The sequence below is a fragment of the Bacillus thermotolerans genome (assembly GCF_000812025.2).
Lineage (GTDB): Bacteria > Bacillota > Bacilli > Bacillales > Domibacillaceae > Quasibacillus > Quasibacillus thermotolerans.
Genome location: NZ_JWJE02000030.1, coordinates 12,011 through 31,116 on the forward strand (window position 1 = coordinate 12,011; position 19,106 = coordinate 31,116).

A 19,106-nucleotide genomic window follows, 5' to 3' on the forward strand; every position below is an offset into this window, starting at 1 on the left:
GTTGTTAAACAGCGCCAAAGAGTCACATAAGTACTTCCGTTAAAATATACAACACATACAAGACGGCTGTTCCTAACACAGAGGCCAGACCAAACAGCTGTTTCTCTTTTTTTTGCTGCCGGCGCCGGGCGGTTCTTCCGTTATTCTTTACTGAATGAGAGGGGCGGCTGGACGGTTTTCTGCTTTCGTGAGAAGCAGCTCCGAGCGCCTCAAGCAATTCCTCTCTCATTTCCTGGGCAGATGCATATTCCCCTTGTAACGCTTTAACCAGTACAGGAGCATAGGCTCGGAGCTCCTGTTTTTGCTTAACCTTCAAAATGAGCTGTCTGCTTCCTGTGCCATCCCGCAAAAATCGCTCTGGATACACGAGGTTGACCGCTACCATAGCTGCGGCAAACAAATCATAAGACGGCTCTGCTTTTCGCGAGCCCGCCCGCCAATATCCTCGGTCAAAAAATTCCGTGTACTCTTTTACAGAGCGCCCGATTTTCGTTGTTCCGCCAACATCTACGCAGCGCAGGGCAAATGGCGGACCCGAGACAATTAAATTGTCAGGCTTTAAATCACCGAACACCCACCCCTCTTCATGGAGCGCATGCAAATTCTCTAATAGCTGCAGAAGCAGCACGCCAATCCAGGAGGGGCCTCTTGCTTTAATAAAATCTGTCAAAGTTGGTCCCTTTATATATTCCATAACATAGAACGAATAAACACTGCCTCCGTTTTCCCAGTCATCTGCATCTAACAAAGAAGGCCCCAGGGAAGACCCTCGGACCTTGGCAAATGCTTTTAATACGTTTATTTCCGATGTGATGGACAGTGGCTGACTAAACTTTAAAGCGGCTTCCCCATCTGCTCCATTCACTAAATAAACGGTACCTGTTGCTCCTTGGCCAATTTTCCGCTCCACTAAATAAGTCTGCTTTTTCCATTTCCCATGTATGACTGTGCCGCGAGAGACGTTAAACAGATTTTTCGATGTATTCGTCATCTGTCGGCAGCCAGCCTTTCTTATGTCTTTTTCCTTTAAACTTGGAAATGGCTTCTCGAATAGCAGGACCAGTTGGTGTTAAGCCGCCCGGAGACAGCTTAGAGAATACGGCTGGCAGAGATTCCAGCGTCGGCGTCCAATCGATCAGCTGTTCCGTTTCTTTTCTTTTCCCAGGAAATATAGAAAGGGAAAATAGGTTGCTCCCCATTCTTGCATTCAAGCTTAGCGATAGATCAAGGAGCGCTTCCTTAACAGTTGGCAGTTTGCTAGCCATACTCGCACTTGTATCAACTAATATCAATACTTCTAGATTGGCTGTTTCTCCTAACTCATCGACTACTTCCATTACTTCTCCGCGTGTATCTGGGGGGAGTGCTTCAAGATCAGTTTCTTTGTGCAAAATCTTTTTTAACTGTTCATTGACCACTCCCTGCAAGGTTTGAGTCATGGCTTGTCTTGTTACCATTTGTACAGTATGGGACAGCTGTGTTGCATAAACCGTCTGGCTGATTCCTCCACCGGAAAGGGCAATCTGATCAATCTCGTGCAGGCCTCGCTGATTCGATGCATCTTCATCTATGATGCCGATTACATTGACTGTAATACCCTGTTCCCGGGCTAGCACTGCCATGGCTGACGGGTCTTCACCGTTGTTTGAACAGCCGTCTGTCAGCAGCAAAATCTGTCTAATCGTCCCTTGCTTCATCATAACCCCTCCAACCTTAACGAGTTATCAGTATTCTCGCCGAGGCAAGAGAGATTTATACTTATAGAAAAGGAAACTCATCAATTAGGAAATTTTCTTTTTCTTTCTTGAGAAGCTTAAATGCATTGGGATAGATGTCCATTTTGGCAGGTTGTGCTCGACTTTAACGACGACAACCGTCATGTCATCCTGGATTTCCCCCGACCTTGTCCGGATCACTTCCTCCATTAACAAGTCAGCCATGGCCTGTGGATCATCAGTCTCTATTTCTTTAATTTTCCGCTTCATCCACATATCATTGTTCTCTATGTTTCTTGGTCCTTCAAATACACCGTCACTCATCATAATCACTAAATCACCGGACTTCAGCTGTTCACTGACCGTATCCACTTCAAATTCCTGCAAAATGCCGATCGGCAAATTGCTGGCTTCGATCTTCGTTACATTTTCGCCCCGCTTAATAAAGCTAGGAGTTGATCCAACCTTCAGAAAATTAGCTGCAGCATCCTGTAAATTAATAATCATTAAGTCAAGTGTAGAGAAAATCTCATCCGTTGTCCGTAAAGATAGAATAGAGTTGACAGACTTAATAGCGACTCTTTCTTCGATGCCTGACTTCAGGATTTGCTGAAGCAGGCGAAGCGTTTCATGGCTTTCATAATGAGCCCGCTCACCATTGCCCATTCCGTCGCTGATGGCAACCGCATACTTTCCTGCCCCCAGCTCGATGGTTGAATAGCTGTCGCCTGAAACTAAACCTCCGCCTTTGGCTGCATGAGCCACGCCCGTACCAACGGTAAAGGCCTTGGCAGACCGGAATGTAACCTGGCAGGTGCCTGCAGGGTCATCCTCCTGTTCTTCTCGGTGAACAATGACATGATCGCCCAGGATATCAGAAAGCATTGGGGCGATCAGCTTCTGGCATTCCCCGTGGCTGTTATACATAATTGGTATCTTTACCTCTATATCTACGTTGCTCTTCTGCAAGCTGTATATGTCCACCTGCTCTATTTCGAGACCAAATGCCTCAATCGCTTCCAGGATCTGTTCTTCTTGATTATAGTGGTTTTCTCTCTCTCGCTGAATTTCTTCAGCAAAATCATTCATCACCTCGGATACGCCTTTTAATTGGTCAGCCACTAGCTTACGGCTATCATGCACTTGCTTTTTAAGCTTTTGATTCGCTTGATAGTAAGTTAATTGCTGCTGGATGGCCTCTTCTACTCTTTGAGAACGGAAACAATGGGCATCCAATTCCTTTGTCAGCGGCTGCGACAGCTCTGTTTGTCCGTTATCCAGTTCATAGAGCACTTCTTTCATCAGGTTGTACGTGTGATGGAAGTTCTTCGTCCAGCACTGCTCCTTCTTAAAGCAGGTTTGGCATGTTTTTTCCGTTACTTGGCTTAAAAATATATCCATCTCCCGCTCTTCATAATCATCAAGCTGCTCTACATTGATCTGTGAAAAGCTTTTGGATAGAGCCTGGAACACATCTGAGAACTGCTCTACACGGCTCGCCGTGACATCGCGCATTTTCCGCAGGTATTTCTGCTGCTCGTTAGAATACTCAGCCGTTCCTGGGATCAGCTTGGCCAGCTGGTCAGTGAACATCTTCGGCGTTAAGAACAGGAGAGCAATGGCGATGAGTGACTCATATATGGTCGGCATCAATGCGCTTCCTTGATCTCCATACATGCCCGCCATTAAAGTGGCCACGATTAAACCAGTCGCGGCGCCGGCCTTTCGCCATTCCCTGAGCAGCCCGCCCAGCAAGCCCGAAAAGGCCAATAGACTCATTTGAAAGAAGCTTGCCACATTTGCCAGACTGAAAATCAGCCCGGTGACTACACCGACAGTAGAGCCGATAGCAGCCCCTGATATGAATGAGAAAATCAGCACTAGATAACGCGAGAAGATGTGCTCAATCGATAGACCATAGATCGTCCAGCCGATCGTTCCGGACGTGATCGAGGCCAGCATGATAATTAAGCTGACAACCTCTTCCGTTTTTAATGCTTTCATTCGTTTTCTAAGTGATAAAAACGGAATGCTCTGCATAAATATTAATGTCAGTACAAAAGCAAGGGATGCTTCAATCCCTGCCATCATCAGGTCGTAGGCAAAGGTGGAATGACTGTCTTGGAAGTAGGAAAAGACAACTTTGACTGACAAAACGGTGAAAAAGACGAAGAACGGCAGAGAGACCGTATCTTCTTTATGAAGATTCTTCAGCAGCCGGTAGGAGACTAAAAAGAGGACCATACAAGCAAACGTATAACCCGCCTGCTCTATCGAGAGTGACAAGGCCCCCGCAAGCAAGCCGACCAGGGCGAGCGGTGCGCAGCTCCTTCTTAGCATAAATACAGCAGCAAAGAACGGCAGGGCAAATGGTGTTAAATGAGACAAGATGAGCGCCCGTCCTAGCAAGAAACCAATAAACAATAAGATGAAACCCTTCTCTAGCATCAGTGTCTGAATAGAAACAGAGAATTGTTTCATTCCCTTCATTACCTCTGTCTTCGTTTCTTCAAAATCAGTTGAGTTTACTGTTTCAGTTAGGGTGCTTTCCGCTTTCTCCATAGTTAACACTCCTCTTCCGTTTCTTTTTCGCCAATTATATAGGACGCTTCTTTCAAAGTTTGTCAAAAAGGCAGACTTGCCCCTAAAAACCGTTCGACAATCACGTTTAACACGGGTTTAACGGCTTCCTCTCCCCCCTTAAAAATCCTTTATGCCCTTTGCTGCAGCCTCTAATAAAAGGACAAACCATCAATCAGTCAAAAAACAACAACATTCTTTTACAAAATGCTAAAAAACAATTGACATATTCCTATTATGTCAGTATTATATTCATTGTGCTTAAGATTACTTGTCACTTTGGCGGTGTAGCTCAGCTGGCTAGAGCGTACGGTTCATACCCGTGAGGTCGGGGGTTCGATCCCCTCCGCCGCTATTTATAGACAGCCAAGTATTTCTTACGTGCCAAAGAGAAATAAGATAACCTGGCCCGTTGGTCAAGCGGTTAAGACACCGCCCTTTCACGGCGGTAACACGGGTTCGAATCCCGTACGGGTCATCGGCAAAAAAGCCAGATTCCTGTAGATCCAAGAGGTCTGTCAGGAATCTGGCTTTTTATTTTCCTATCTAATTTAATTGCACAAAAAAGCGGCTCTGACCTATACGTCTAGAGCCGCTTTTATTTTATATTATGCTGCTAAGTGATAACATAGCGATTAAATAGGCAGCAATTACCCTCTTCTTGCTCCTCTTCCACCTCGGCGTGATTCTGTTTGGCGCTTTAAGGTAGACAGACGATCTTCACTGTCCTTTAAGAAGCGGGCCATTTTCTGTTCAAAAGTCTCCTTCGCAGGAGCTTGACTTCCTCCGCGTGGACCTTTAGAGCGATAATCATTGTTTCTTGGACGAGAAGAACGATGAGAGGATGATGATGCCGGCTGATCCTTTGCTTTGCGAATAGACAGGCCGATCTTTCCATCATTCTCCACATTAATGACTTTCACTTCTACTTCGTCACCAACTGACAGATGATCGTTAATATCCTTCACATAGTTGTCCGCTACTTCACTAATGTGTACTAATCCTGTTGAACCACCTGGAAGTTCAACAAACGCTCCAAATTTAGTGATCCCTGTCACCTTACCTCGTAATTTGCTGCCTACTTCGATTGACATAAAAAAAATGTTCCTCCTTAGAAATGATCAAACTTTATCCTTTATTATATTACGTAAAAAAAAGGTGTCAATATACCCTTTCTTATTCTTTACTTTCCTCGCTGCCTTCTTCGGACTCAGGCAAGTTAAAAATGATCTCTCCTTCATCTGAAAGAAAGTACTTCTTCCTTGCCAGCTCAGCGATATACTCATCATCCTCAAGCTTCCTCAACTCTTCTTCGTACCGCTTCTGCTTCTCCTTGAGTTCTGCCAGTTCAGCCTCTGCCTGTTCCTTGGCTAATTTCTGCTCCTCGAGATAAGCGTTCTTTGACCAAAGCGTAGAAAGCAGGCCTGCAAAAACAAGCAGAGCGATAATAGCAAAGGCTGCCAGCCTTCTAAACAGCTTGCTTTTGTGCCTGGCCAGAAACTGGTCCTTTTTCGCACGGCTGAAGACAAAGGCGTTTTTCAGTTTCGTTACTTTGCGCTTATTTAAACCGCTCATTTTTCTTCCTCCCGGCTTACTTTTTCCAACGGTCTGCTGCATTGTTAACTTTATTCTTGATGTATAGGAAAAATCCTGCCACTTCCTTCTGGAAATTTTCCGCTTTTTTTCGCAAGCTGGCTGGGAATATACGCCAAATGAGCAGAACAGGTGAAAAAATAATCTTTCCTATTAATAATAATAGGGAAAGGATCATTTTGGCAAGGAACAGAAGGGATCTTTTAAGGAAGATCAGTAATGCTTGTACCGTTTTCAGCAAGATGGTCAGCGGCGTAATAATAAGCAGGTGGAAGCACTTCTTTAAAAACAGAAAAGTGCGTACGGCAAGGAAAATCAGCCGTTCCAGAATCTTTAAGTACATATGCTTAAACAAGGCCTGGTAGGCAGAAAATCCGCAAAGCAAAGCTAGAAAAATATAAAGATGAACCTCGCCGAAATTCACCTGGTATAAGCTGTAAAAAACTAATAAACCAAATAAACACCAAAATATAATATCTGTAAAAAAAGAAATGAGCCGCGCGCGCTTGGGCCGTTTCAAAAACCTTTGATACGTATCCAGCAGGGCGCCAAATAAAAGGCCCATCGCGATCATCGCCAGCATCGTTTCAAATTGAGTCGTTAGGCTCATTTAAACAATTTGCCAAACAAGCCTTTTGTTTTTTCTCCAGGTGACTGATCCATATAGACAAGACTGAAAATGCGCCCCTTAATGCTGACAACTCCCCGGTCTACATCCAGATTCTTCATCTGCAGATTTTCCCCTTTAATAACGAGAATTCCCATGATCGTCATTAGCAGGAACTCTTCACTATCAAAGCTCTCCACCTGCTTTACCCCTGTAATCTCCAGCACTTTTCTTCCCTGCATAGTAATATCATGTGCATTAGATGCTCGATGATCTGTTGAATCATGCATCTGATTCATAGCTCTCCCCCTCACTGCAAAGTACAGGCTTTTCCACTAATTGTATGCCTGCACCTGAGAAACTATGAAACCGAGCAAGAAAAAAGCTCTCCCAAAGCTGCTTACAACAGCTCTAGGAAAGCCTTTTCGTTATTCGTTTATCCGCTCTTCCTTCAGCACTTCATACATGCCCGCGGCTTCATCTTTTTTCGTCGTTTCTTTCAGTGCTTCTACCCGTACAGTCAGCACACGCTGCCCTAAACGAACCTTCAGTTCATCGCCTTCCTTTACATTTGAGCTTGCTTTGGCAACCGTGCCATTAATCGTGATTCGTCCCTGGTCTGCTACTTCCTTAGCAAGCGTTCTTCGTTTAATTAATCTAGAAACCTTTAGAAACTTGTCTAATCTCATCGTTGACATATTTTCCTCTCCTTTACATCCCCAATTTCTTCGCTTCATCCCAATAAGCGTCCAGCTCTTCTAACGTAAAGGCACTGAACGGCCGGCCACTCTCTTTTACTCGTTTCTCTACATGAGAAAAGCGCCGGTAGAATTTCTCATTGGCTTTAGCAAGCGCCTCTTCAGGATGAATCTCATAAAAGCGGGCTACATTAATAAGTGCAAACAGCACATCTCCGAACTCGTCCAGCTGCTTGCGGCTGTCACCGCTCTGTACTTCCTCTAAGAATTCCTGCCACTCCTCGTTAGCTTTCTCGATAGCTCCCTCTGCTTCATCCCAGTCAAAGCCCGCTTTTGCTGCTTTTTTCTGGAATTCATGCGCACGCATTAAAGCCGGCAAGCCCTTCTCTACTTCATCTAATCGCAGATCGGGCTCCTTCTGGCCCTTTTCCTGCTTTTTAATCTCCTGCCAGTTTACGACTACCTCCTCCGCACTTTCCGCTTTCGCTTCTCCAAATACGTGAGGATGGCGGCGGATCATTTTCCGGGAAATAGACTCAATCACATCCTCGATGGCAAACATGCCCTCGTCCTCTCCAATTTGCGCATGGAGCATGACTTGCAGCAGCACATCCCCCAGCTCTTCCGCCATGTCTTCTTCATCCTGCCGGTCGATCGCATCCAAGACTTCATAAGCTTCTTCGATTAAGTACTTCTTCAGTGACTCATGCGTTTGCTTGCGGTCCCATGGACAGCCTTCGGGGCTGCGCAGCACGGCTATAATTTCGCGCAGCACATCAAATTCTCTATACGTATCTTCCTCTCTCTCAATAGGCGGCACATAAAGAGAGGTCAGGTTACTCAGCTCCATTTGCCGGTCTAATTCATATAAAGGCAGCTTCTTTACTTGTTCATTTCGACTGCCTGCAGCCGTCACTAAAGTTACCTCGTATTCATCCGGATACTTTTCCATAAGCGTCAGCTTAATGTCGGAAGCCACAAATGCATCATATACTTGCGCAATGACTATGTGCTGAAAAATATTAAGGTGATTCCTTCGCAGGTCTGTTCCATCAAGAAATTGGAAACCTTCAATCGGATCCGCTCCGACAGCAGAGAATAGATCGTCGAGAAAGCTGTGGCCGCCGGCAATGTCGACAGTGAGGTCTTTCTGCTGCTCCGCTCTCTCTAATAGAAGCTGGACCGTTTTTTCCGCAATCATTGGGTGGCCTGGAACCGCGTAAACGACTTGGCCGTGCTCTTTGGCCTGCTCTGCAAGTTGGGCAGCAATCTCTTCATATACCGCTTCGAATTGATCATGCTTTTCATAGACGGAGTCAAAGCTCTCAAACTGTACGCCTTCCTGCTCAAGCTCCGCTATGACAGGGTGATCGAGCGTCCGGACAAACAGCTGATCTGCCTGCTTTAACAGCCGATAGACACCGAGCGGCAGCTGCTCTATGTCTCCAGCTCCTAAACCGATAATGGTAATGGTAGAAGTCATATGGCCCTCTCTCTTTCTATAGAAATTTTCCTCTTCTCAGCTTATCGCCGAAAGGAAGGTACTGTAATTCTTCATCTGTAAACAGTTTAACTTTTATCATCATATAAATAAAAACAAAAGCACCGATTGCTGTACTGCTTAACGCGAGGACAGTCATCGCTAAGCGGCTGTCCAGCTGAAGCCACCCTGTATAGTCTGCCACCCACCGCCATGCGTACAGGCTGAGCGTCATAGCGGCAGCCGCTAATACTGCTTTCCCTGCTGATTTTTGTATAAAAAGAGAAGACTTTCGTTTTTTCCACAAGGCAGCCGACAGCATCAAGACCACTCCTGCAAGGGCAGCTGTTGTCGATAGAGCAGCCCCTGCTGTTCCATAAGCAGGTACAAGAACGATGTTGCCTATATATTTCAGTGCAATACCTGCTAAAAAAGCTGCAGCCGGTATTCCGTCATAACCAAGCCCTTGCAGCACACCGGAAAGTACGGCAGCAAGTGAACTAAACAGCACTGCCGTGCAAAAAATGGACAGCACAAGGGATCCGCTGCTATTTTCAAACAGCATCGTATTAACAGCATCCATGATATTGATCAGGCCTGCCGCAGCGGCCAATCCAAATGCAAAGCTTGCCTTCAAGGCCAGCTGGATATGACGGTCTAATTCTTCATATTGCTTTCGCTGAGAAGCCATGGTGACAAGTGGAACGACTGCTAGAGCTAATGACACGGCCGCTGTTGTTCCTAGCTGCAGCAGCGGCTGCCCACGGTCGTAAACCCCTTTCTCACCCTTAGCTTCCCACGCCCCCCTGCCGGCTTGAAGCAGCCCCTCGTACAGATTAAAGGAGTCTACGAGCTGGAAAAGAATCAGTCCCATTCCCGGCAGACAAATAATGGCTCCCTTTATGAAAAGTCCGAGAAGTTCTCTTCTCTGTCCGCTCCTTTTGATCTGTGACGGCTTCACAGACACCCTTCTGCTTCTTATAAAGTAAAGCAAGATCCCTGTGCCTGCAAGCCCGCCCGCTAAGGAACCTGCAAACGCTCCGGCTCCTGCCGCATACAAGGAAGCTCCTTGCCCGATCAGCCAATATGAAAAGAACAAAATCCCGCCAACGCGTACAGCCTGCTCGACCGTTTGGGATAAGGCTGTCGGTATCATATTATTCTCGCCTTGAAATATCCCCCGCCATACTGTCAAAAAAGGAAGCAGCAAAAACGACAAGGATGCTACTTGCAGAAGCGGCTGCAGGGAAGCATCGCCCATGGCATCTGCTATCCATTTGGAACCAAAGAAGACAGCGGCCCAAAGGACGAGCCCAAAGATACCAGTGACGTAATAAGATGAGCGAATCACCTCCTGCCTGCGTCTCTCATCGCCTGCTGCTTCCGCAATCATCTTGGATACGACGACAGGGAACCCATATGTAGCCAAGGAAAGGGCGATTCCGTAAACTGGATACACCTGCTGATAAATATAAAAGCCAATGTCCCCTACAATATTTTGAAAAGGAACTCGGTATACAGCGCTTAATATCTTGACGAAGACAGCGGCCGCCGTTAAAATGACTGCTCCCTCGACAAGCATATTTCTTTCTCTTTGTGTTCCCATCTTGTAACCCCCGGACTTTCAAACAAGCTACTACCAACTTAATCGATTTCCACGAAAAAAGGAAGCAGCTTTTCCTCTGCTTCCTCTCCCGTTAACTCTCCATTTGTCTTGCTAAAAAGCTGGCGGCCGTTTCAGCCGACTTCTTCTCTACATCTCCCATTGAGCGTTCGTTAGAAAAGATAACGACTACACCGATTGGATCGCCGCCTGCAATAATTGGTGATAAGGTATAAGACTGCACATGTTCTTCACGACCATCTACAAATGAAACATTTGACTGCGGATGGTTAAGTATACTTTGGCGGTCATCGATAGCTCTTTCAAGGAGCTCGCCGATATTTTTATTTACGTACTCTTTTTTAGAAACTCCTGCGACGGCAATAATGGCATCACGATCACAAATTAATACAGAACAGTTCAGACTATCATTTAAAGCCTCTGCATATTCTTCAGCAAAATCTCCTAATTCACTAATTGGGGAGTACTTTTTCAGGATCACTTCGCCATCACGGTCAACAAAGATTTCCAGCGGATCCCCTTCCCTGATTCTTAACGTACGGCGGATTTCTTTTGGTATAACAACCCGCCCTAAATCGTCAATTCGACGAACTATACCAGTTGCTTTCATCTCATGCTGCCTCACTTTCGTCAAATGATTCATTGACAATGCATACAACATTGTCCTTGTGACGTTAGTATCTTTCATTTAGAACGTTCTATACATTTTTTCTATTTTTTTGAATGGCTGTGCATGAAAATCAAGGAAGATAGCGAAGGTTCTCCTGCTCAGGTAATTCGATGATCACTCTTCATCCAACATTTCGAACGAGCGTTCCAAGGCCTTACACATCTATAAAGGCTTCTTTATTTTTTAGCCTGTTCCAGATTTTTTATAATATCAAAGGCGATCGCAAACCATTCATCAGTCGACTTCCTTCTTATATCGATCGTGATTTTAAGCTTGCTGCCCTCCATGCCGATTCCTACTTCACGTCCATGCTTGCTGCAAATCGTAAAGACCTTCGAGCCATCCACCTGAGCTGTGCCTTGTTCGCTCATTAGGATATATACACTGTCTTTCTCCTGCTTGATCAACTCTAATCCTGAGACGGTTGCATGCACCTTCATTTCAGCTACTTTGAATAGATCAGCCACCTCACGAGGATACTCGCCGAAGCGGTCGATCATCTCCTCCTGCAGCTCCTCCATCTCTTCTAGCGAGTCAATGCTTCTAAAGCGTTTGTACATTTCAATTTTCTGCCGGCTGTCATTAATATAGGTATCCGGGATATAAGCATCAATCGAAATTTCCACCTCAAATGGCGGCACGGTCTCCTTGTTCCCTGTGCCTTGCTTTCTTTCAATTGCTTCCTTCAGCATTTGTGAATACAAATCGAAACCGACGGAATCAATAAAACCGTGCTGCTGTGAACCAAGCAGATTTCCAGCACCGCGGATGGACAAATCCCGCATGGCAATTTTGAATCCTGAGCCAAGCTCTGTAAATTCCTTGATCGCCTGCAGACGCTTTTCTGCCGCTTCTGACAGCACTTTATCTTTCCTGTACATAAAGTACGCATAAGCGACACGGTTAGAGCGTCCGACACGGCCCCTAATCTGATAGAGCTGAGACAAGCCCATTCGGTCAGCATCATGGACAATGAGCGTATTTACATTAGGAATATCCACACCCGTCTCAATGATGGTCGTTGTCACAAGCACATCCGACTCTCCCTCTAAAAAGCTGAGGATGACATTTTCCAGCTCGCTCTCTGTCATCTGGCCATGTGCATAGGCGACACGCGCATCCGGGGCGAGCATGGCAATCTCGTCCGCTTTCCGTTCAATGTCTTCTACCCGGTTATACAAATAAAAGACTTGGCCATCCCGTGCGAGCTCCCGCTCAATCGCTTCTCTAATTAAAGCAGGATTGTGCTCTGTCACATAAGTTTGAACAGGGAAACGGTTTTCCGGCGGTGTTTCAATAACAGACAGGTCGCGCACACCGAGCATTGACATGTGCAGCGTACGCGGAATAGGCGTCGCCGTTAAAGTCAGCACATCCACGTTGGTCTTTAACTGTTTAATTTTTTCTTTATGGCGCACACCAAAACGCTGCTCTTCATCCACAATTAAAAGCCCTAGATCGCGGTACTGAATGTCCTTAGACAGCAGGCGGTGCGTGCCGACCACGATATCAACCGTTCCGCTTTTCAGCCCCTTTATGGTCTCCGTCTGCTGCTTTCTCGTCCGGAAGCGGCTCAATAGCCCCACAGTAATCGGGAAGCCTTGAAAACGCTCAGAGATCGTTTCATAGTGCTGCTGAGCAAGTATAGTCGTAGGCACAAGGAAGGCCACTTGCTTGCCATCACTGATTGCTTTAAACGCCGCTCGAATAGCCACCTCTGTCTTTCCATACCCTACATCGCCGCATAGAAGGCGATCCATCGGGCGCTCCTTCTCCATATCAAATTTGATTTCCTGGATAGAGCGAAGTTGGTCCTCTGTCTCTTCATAAGGAAAGGCCGCTTCAAACTCACGCTGCATTTCTCCATCCGGCGAGAAGGCATACCCTTTTGCTGCTTCTCGTTCGGCATATAGCTTGATTAAGTCGTCTGCTATATCTTCTACAGAAGACTGGACCTTACTTTTTACCCGCTTCCATTCATTTCCGCCAAGCTTATATACTTTTGGCTCTTTTCCTTCGGAGCCTACGTACTTTTGGACAAGCTCAATCTGCTCTACCGGTACATAGAGCTGATCGGTGCCCTGATATTTAATGTTTAAGTAATCCTTGTGAGCTCCTTTAATCTCAAGCGTTTCAATGCCGAGGTATTTACCGATACCATGATTGACGTGAACAACATAGTCTCCTGGCTTAAGCTCTGAATAACTTTTAATCCGTTCAGCATTTGACAGCTTTTGACGCCGCTTGTTCCTCTTGGCTTTTTTATTGAACAGCTCCTGCTCTGTGACCACAGCCAATTTCAGGCCTGTAAATTCAAACCCCGAGCTTAACGAGCCGATTCCTACTTGTACGGCATGCTCTGTGACTATATTTTTCTCAGTTGAAGCAGCGGCCTCAATCTCGTAATCTTCTAATGTTTGTTGAATCTTCTTTATTCTCTCCACATTCTCGCCGAGGAAAAGCACCGTCATGCCAAGCTTTTTCCACCGCTCTACTTCTGTGTGAAGCACATTCATTTGCCCATGGAAATCCTGCATAGGCCGGGACGAAAACTTAACAATGTTCGCCGGCTTCGTATTAGGCACCTTACGCATCAGCAAGGACAGATGAATAACAGGCTGGCGGATCGATGACATCGTGTCCGAGAAGGTGTGTGACATTCTCACGTCGTGAACAATTTTTCCTTCCTCAAGCAAAGCCGTGTACCATTCTACTTCTTCCTGTTCAAGAGAATCGCTAATTTCTCGAATTCGGCTGATTTCATCAAAAAAGATGATGCCCTCTTCCTGTAAATAATCCATAAGGTGCATCGGCTGCTTATAGAGCAGAGATATATACTTTGATAACCCTTCTATTGGTATTCCCTGCTTCAGGCGGTCAATTTCTGACAAAATATTTTCCTTCATTAATTGGCTAGTCTCTGCCTGTTTCACTTTCTTTAAAGAGCGGTCAAGCTGCTCCTCAAGGCGCTGGGCCAATACGATCAGCTGCTCCGTTGTGTAGGGAAGTTCTGTTACCGGGCTGATTTGTATCGATGTCTTGTTCTCAATAGAGCGCTGATTTTCAATGGAAAACGTTCGAATCGAGTCCACTTCTGTATCAAATAGTTCTATCCGCACGGGGTGTTCTGAGGTTAGCGGGTAAATATCTATGATGCCTCCGCGAAGGCTGAACTCCCCCGGAGCATCCACCATGTCGGCACGCTGGTATCCCATTTGCAGAAGCCGATTCATCGTTTCATCTAAGTCAATATCCTCTCCAACGGTAAGCGTCTTCTGCAGCCGCGCCCATTCTTCTTTAGGAGGCAGCAGCTTTCGGAATCCTGCCATAGGAACCACATAGATCCCCTTCTCGCGCTGAACAAGATGGTTTAGTACTTCAATACGCTGAGCCCGGAGCTCTGGGCTGGCAATGCTGATTTCCGCAGCAATTAATTCATTCGCTGCATACAAATAAACTTCCTGCTCATCCACAAATTGAAGCAAGTCATCGTACAGTTTCTGTGCCTGCAGCAGATTATGCGTCACAACGATAATCGGCTTATCCGTTCTTTCATACGCTGCAGCGATAAATAGAGCTCGGGAAGATCCCGATAACCCTGAGACAAGCTGCTCCTTGATTCCTCCTGCAACCCCGTTGAGAACCAGTTGAATATCATTATTTTGCAAGAGAATTTCCTGTAAACTCTTCACTCATCTTCCTCCCCTTATCATGAACCATTTCTCATCTATTAAGAAAATGCTTGTATATTTACCATATTGATAGTATGAATGCAAATAGAAAAACGCTTTGGATTCTTATCCAAAGCTCTTTAGTGTATAAAATAATCATATTGATGAAAATCGGGATTTTGCTGCAGTGATTCCTGACAGTCCTCACAGATGGTCTTAATCGTTATATTACCCTCTTGATCGTATTGTACCATTTCTGCTCTTTCATCCTCGGTTAACGCGTGGAAACCAAGCTGCTGAGCGGAAACAGCTGGTGACTCTACACTTCCCACCCTCATTTTACAATGACGGCAAATGTATTTAATAGACATATGCGTCCTCCTTCTCTGCCGGCTATCCATTACTACCGATAGTGTGGACAAAGAACAGATAATTTATTCACGATTGGATGTTGTACTCGTTCATCACTTCTAGAAAAGGTTTTTCAAGCCAAGACTCTACTGCATCTGCACTTTTGACGACGGCTTCATCCAATTTCCCGCGCTCTTCCGGTGTAAACTTTCCGAGAACATAATCTACAACCTTCTGCGGTGGAGCGGGACGATCAATACCAATACGGATCCGGTTAAACGCTTCTGTGCCGAGGTGCTGAATGGTAGACTTCATTCCATTGTGTCCGCCTGCACTCCCTTTTTGACGAAGGCGAATTCTGCCCGCCGGCAAATCAAGGTCATCGTAAATAACCAGCACATCCTCAGGCTCTATATTGTAATAACGCACAACCTCGCCAATGCTTTCTCCTGATAGATTCATGTATGTAAGCGGCTTAAGCAGAATGGCTTTTTCAGCACCTTTTCGGATCATCGTATAGATCCCTTTATGCTTCGATTCTGCAAGCGGTGATTGGAAGCGATCTGCTAGCTCATCAATAACCTCGAAGCCGATATTATGCCGCGTTCCTTCATACTTGGCGCCAGGATTTCCAAGACCAACGATTAATTTCATATTTTGCACCTCAGGTTCTTCAAGTGTTCATTAGATTAAGTATAACGTACATCGATCAGAATTTGTACGGCGAATTCTTCTTTCCTTATAACTGCAAAAAGAAACCAGCTTGAAAATCTCTTTCCAAGCCGGTCTCTTGCTCCTTCTTATTCCTTGCCCTCTGTGTTTTCTGTGTCCTCTTCTGTTTCTGGAGTATCCGCTTCTGCCTCGTCTGCTTCTTCTTCCTCTGTGCCACTGTCTTCTGCTTCTAAAGTTGGAGCAAGAACAGACACAATGACCTCCTCATCCTCGTGTTCAATCGTGAAGGAATAACGATCGCGAATATCACCAACCGTTAAGCTGTCACCGATACCTAAAGAAGATACATCAACCGCAACAGCATCCGGTGCTTCGCTGACTTTCGCTGTTACTGACATAGTAAACAGCGGCTGCTGAATGACGCCTCCTTCTTTCGTGCCGGCTGCTTCTCCCTCCAGATCTACCCGAGCATCTACGGTAACCTCAGAGGATAAGTCAACAGCTAGGAAATCCGCGTGAATAATTTGTCCTTTAATTGGATCTTCCTGGTAGTCATGAAGAATGACATTGTGCTTGTTTCCGCCAACATTCAGAGAAATGACGCCATTACGCCCTACTTCCTTAATCGTCTTTAAAAAATCGCTTTCACTCACAGCGATTGCTTCGGGGTCTGTACCTTTTCCGTATACAACAGCAGGAAATAAACCTTCTTCTCTTAGTTGGGTTTTAGCTGACCGTTGAAAATCGTTACGCTTTTTTGTTTCAAGTACTGTACTCATTGAGAGAACCTCACCTTCTTATACATTTGCAGTTGTTGTCTATATATTTTTGTCTTCTCTATACATTCCCGTTTTTTTAGACATTTAAACGTCAAACGACCAAGAAGGAAGGTTCTGCTGCTTTCAATAAAAAAAGGCCCCTTAAGAGGCCTTTTCTACATTAATCGAACAGTGTGCTGACTGATTGCTGTTCATGAACGCGGATAATCGCTTCACCGATAAGTGGAGCAACAGACAGCTCAGTGATTTTTTCAATTCTTTTGTCTTCAATTAAAGCAATTGAGTTGGTAACGACAAGCTCTTTAATATTGGAGTTATCAATACGCTCAATCGCTGGACCGGAGAGCACAGGGTGTGTACAGCAAGCATACACTTCTTTCGCTCCATTTTCGACTAGAGCGCTTGCAGCTAAAGTAATCGTGCCGGCTGTATCAATGATATCATCGATTAGAATAGCTGTTTTGCCTTCAATGTTTCCGATAATGTTCATCACTTCAGCGACATTTGGTCTTGGACGGCGTTTGTCAATGATCGCAATCGGGGCTTTCAAGCGATCCGCCATCTTGCGCGCACGCGTCACGCCTCCATGGTCTGGAGAAACGATGACTACGTCATCTCCATTGAAATTCTTCTTGTTAAAGTAATTAGACAGAATAGGCTCAGCCATTAAGTGATCGATTGGGATATCGAAGAAGCCTTGAATTTGCGGCGCATGTAAATCAAGTGTGATCACACGTGTAGCACCTGCCGTTTGCAACAGGTTCGCAACAAGCTTAGATGTAATCGGCTCGCGCGCCCGCGCCTTACGGTCCTGCCGTGCATAGCCGTAATAAGGGATCACAATATTAATAGTCTTCGCAGAAGCACGCTTTAACGCGTCAATCATGATCAAGAGCTCCATCAGATTTTCATTGACTGGTGCGCTCGTGGATTGAACGACATACACATCACAGCCACGGATGCTCTCTTCAATGTTAATTTGAATTTCTCCATCGCTAAATCGCTTAACAGAACACTTTCCTAACTCTACTCCAATAATCTCTGCGATCTCTTCTGCGAGTTTGCGATTAGAGTTTAAAGAAAAAAGTTTTAACTTTGGATCTACGTACTGGTTAGGCATGAATGGACCCCCGCTTTTATTTTTTCGAATTTAAGTTCTCTACGTAATTCTCTTTGTTGACTTGACGGGCACGAGCCACCGATAAAGCATTTCCCGGTACATCATCTGTAATAGTTGAGCCGGCTGCTACATATGCTCCTTTTCCAATTGTCACCGGGGCAATAAGGTTAGAGTTGCAGCCGATGAATGCATCGTCTTCAATCTTTGTCAACGCTTTGTTCTTTCCGTCATAATTTACTGTAATCGAACCACAGCCAAGATTCACACCGCTTCCTACTTCAGCATCGCCAATATAGCTTAAATGAGAAGCTTTGCTGCCCTTTCCAAAGGTCGTTTTCTTCACCTCTACGAAATTGCCGATCTTTGCTTCATCACCGATTGCAGAAGCTGGACGAATATGGGCAAATGGACCGATCGCTACACGTGAACCGACCTCGCTATCCGCTGCTACAGAGTGGCGAACCACAGTTTCATCACCGATTTGACAGTTATCAATTTCACTATTTGGCCCAATTTCACATTCTGAACCGATCACCGTACGGCCTTTTAGAACCGTTCCCGGATGAATCACTGTATCGGAGCCGATGGACACATCTGGTCCGATAAATGTATTTTCTGGACTGATAATCGTGACACCATTACGCATATGCTGCTCATTAATGCGACGGCGCATGATTGTTTCCGCCTGGCTTAAAGCCACACGGTCATTTACTCCTAATGTCTCATTGAAATCATCGGTTTGATAGGCTGCTACCGTCTCCCCGGCTTTCTTTAATATTTCAATAACATCCGGTAAATAATATTCTCCCTGAGCATTGTCATTTGATACTTTCTTTAATGTATCGAATAAGTAACGGTTATCGAAGCAGTAAGTGCCGGTATTAATTTCCTTTACTTGCCGCTCTTCTTCTGTAGCATCCTTATGCTCCACGATCTTCTCTACCATGCCATCTTCGCCGCGGATAATTCTTCCGTATCCGTCAGGCTGATCGGCATAAGCTGTTAAAATCGTCGCTTTGGCTTGCTGCTCTTCATGATACTTCACAAGCGCTTCCATCGTGGACGGCTTAATGAGCGGAGTATCGCCGCACACCACAAGAGTACAGCCTTCTTTTTCGCCAAGAAGTGCTTCTGCCTGCATGACTGCATGGGCTGTTCCAAGCTGCTCCTCCTGTAAAGCAAACTCACTCTTTCCTTCAAGATAGCCTTTGACCTTCTCTGCTCCATGGCCAACGATAGTGACAATTTGAGCTGTATGTAAAGAAGAAATGTGATCAATTACGTGTTCTACCATTGGTTTTCCACAAACAGGATGCAGTACCTTGTAAAGCTTTGATTTCATACGAGTACCTTTTCCTGCTGCAAGAATAACAGCGTAAATATTCGTCATTGGAGGTCCTCCTATAACCTTTTGTCCTTAATTGAATATATCTTAAAAAAGGGCGCATTTCAAGATGATTAAAAAACGTCAAATTATTGTCACGTGATGGGAAAAGGAAAAAAGCAGGGAAGGAAAAAAGTGGTTTTAGGCAAAAAAAAGAGCCTT

Annotated in this window: 17 protein-coding genes and 2 tRNA genes; 2 read left to right on the forward strand and 17 right to left on the reverse strand. The window is 45.4% G+C overall.

What is annotated here, in order from left to right; all coding sequences use genetic code 11:
• Positions 1-22 precede the first annotated feature (22 nt).
• The 3 genes from QY97_RS12075 to spoIIE form a co-directional block, all read right to left on the reverse strand.
• Positions 23-991, reverse strand: a complete 969-nt coding sequence (locus tag QY97_RS12075) for a protein kinase domain-containing protein (RefSeq protein WP_039234694.1) — start codon at positions 989-991, stop codon at positions 23-25.
• Entirely contained in the window at positions 963-1,697 is a 735-nt protein-coding gene (locus tag QY97_RS12080; protein WP_039234698.1) for a VWA domain-containing protein, read from the reverse strand. Before QY97_RS12080 ends, QY97_RS12075 begins: the two co-directional genes overlap by 29 nt.
• A gap of 84 nt (positions 1,698-1,781) precedes the next feature.
• Positions 1,782-4,277 carry a stage II sporulation protein E gene (gene spoIIE, locus QY97_RS12085; RefSeq protein ID WP_039234701.1) on the reverse strand — a complete coding sequence of 832 codons (2,496 nt, stop codon included), beginning with the start codon at positions 4,275-4,277 and terminating at the stop codon, positions 1,782-1,784.
• Between the two features lie 299 nt (positions 4,278-4,576).
• Between spoIIE and QY97_RS12090 the strand changes: the two genes are divergently transcribed.
• A tRNA-Met gene (locus tag QY97_RS12090) sits at positions 4,577-4,650 on the forward strand.
• A 51-nt stretch (positions 4,651-4,701) separates the two neighbouring features.
• A tRNA-Glu gene (locus tag QY97_RS12095) sits at positions 4,702-4,773 on the forward strand.
• A 172-nt stretch (positions 4,774-4,945) separates the two neighbouring features.
• On the opposite strand, the gene QY97_RS12100 is transcribed toward QY97_RS12095, so the two are convergent.
• The 14 genes from QY97_RS12100 to glmU all read right to left on the reverse strand — a co-directional run bounded on the left by QY97_RS12100 (position 4,946) and on the right by glmU (position 18,950).
• On the reverse strand, positions 4,946-5,389 hold the full coding sequence (locus tag QY97_RS12100; protein ID WP_039234705.1) for a S1 domain-containing RNA-binding protein: 444 nt from the start codon (positions 5,387-5,389) through the stop codon (positions 4,946-4,948).
• An 82-nt stretch (positions 5,390-5,471) separates the two neighbouring features.
• The gene (locus QY97_RS12105) at positions 5,472-5,870 is read right to left on the reverse strand and encodes an FtsB family cell division protein (protein WP_039234708.1); all 399 of its coding nucleotides are present in this window, start codon (positions 5,868-5,870) and stop codon (positions 5,472-5,474) included.
• 16 nt (positions 5,871-5,886) lie between these two features.
• The gene (gene yabQ / locus QY97_RS12110) at positions 5,887-6,498 is read right to left on the reverse strand and encodes a spore cortex biosynthesis protein YabQ (RefSeq protein ID WP_039234711.1); all 612 of its coding nucleotides are present in this window, start codon (positions 6,496-6,498) and stop codon (positions 5,887-5,889) included.
• On the reverse strand, positions 6,495-6,794 hold the full coding sequence (gene yabP / locus QY97_RS12115; protein WP_039234713.1) for a sporulation protein YabP: 300 nt from the start codon (positions 6,792-6,794) through the stop codon (positions 6,495-6,497). Before yabP ends, yabQ begins: the two co-directional genes overlap by 4 nt.
• A 129-nt stretch (positions 6,795-6,923) precedes the next feature.
• On the reverse strand, positions 6,924-7,184 hold the full coding sequence (locus QY97_RS12120) for an RNA-binding S4 domain-containing protein (RefSeq protein ID WP_039234805.1): 261 nt from the start codon (positions 7,182-7,184) through the stop codon (positions 6,924-6,926).
• A 22-nt stretch (positions 7,185-7,206) separates the two neighbouring features.
• The gene (yabN, locus tag QY97_RS12125; protein WP_039234716.1) at positions 7,207-8,676 is read right to left on the reverse strand and encodes a bifunctional methyltransferase/pyrophosphohydrolase YabN; all 1,470 of its coding nucleotides are present in this window, start codon (positions 8,674-8,676) and stop codon (positions 7,207-7,209) included.
• A gap of 16 nt (positions 8,677-8,692) precedes the next feature.
• Complete coding sequence (locus QY97_RS12130; RefSeq protein ID WP_039234724.1) at positions 8,693-10,279, reverse strand: putative polysaccharide biosynthesis protein; 1,587 nt, start codon at positions 10,277-10,279, stop codon at positions 8,693-8,695.
• Between the two features lie 91 nt (positions 10,280-10,370).
• Positions 10,371-10,907, reverse strand: coding sequence for a stage V sporulation protein T (gene spoVT, locus QY97_RS12135; protein WP_039234726.1), 537 nt, complete (start codon positions 10,905-10,907; stop codon positions 10,371-10,373).
• A gap of 236 nt (positions 10,908-11,143) precedes the next feature.
• Entirely contained in the window at positions 11,144-14,659 is a 3,516-nt protein-coding gene (gene mfd / locus QY97_RS12140) for a transcription-repair coupling factor (protein WP_039234728.1), read from the reverse strand.
• A gap of 119 nt (positions 14,660-14,778) precedes the next feature.
• Positions 14,779-15,009 (reverse strand): anti-sigma-F factor Fin family protein, encoded by a 231-nt coding sequence (locus tag QY97_RS12145; protein ID WP_039234730.1) that lies wholly within the window; start codon positions 15,007-15,009, stop codon positions 14,779-14,781.
• Between the two features lie 67 nt (positions 15,010-15,076).
• On the reverse strand, positions 15,077-15,643 hold the full coding sequence (pth, locus tag QY97_RS12150; protein WP_039234732.1) for an aminoacyl-tRNA hydrolase: 567 nt from the start codon (positions 15,641-15,643) through the stop codon (positions 15,077-15,079).
• 146 nt (positions 15,644-15,789) lie between these two features.
• Positions 15,790-16,440, reverse strand: coding sequence for a 50S ribosomal protein L25/general stress protein Ctc (locus tag QY97_RS12155; RefSeq protein ID WP_039234734.1), 651 nt, complete (start codon positions 16,438-16,440; stop codon positions 15,790-15,792).
• Between the two features lie 160 nt (positions 16,441-16,600).
• Positions 16,601-17,560 (reverse strand): ribose-phosphate diphosphokinase, encoded by a 960-nt coding sequence (locus QY97_RS12160; protein WP_039234736.1) that lies wholly within the window; start codon positions 17,558-17,560, stop codon positions 16,601-16,603.
• 16 nt (positions 17,561-17,576) lie between these two features.
• A complete protein-coding gene (glmU, locus tag QY97_RS12165; protein ID WP_039234737.1) occupies positions 17,577-18,950 on the reverse strand; it encodes a bifunctional UDP-N-acetylglucosamine diphosphorylase/glucosamine-1-phosphate N-acetyltransferase GlmU in 1,374 nt (457 codons plus the stop codon).
• Positions 18,951-19,106 lie beyond the last annotated feature (156 nt).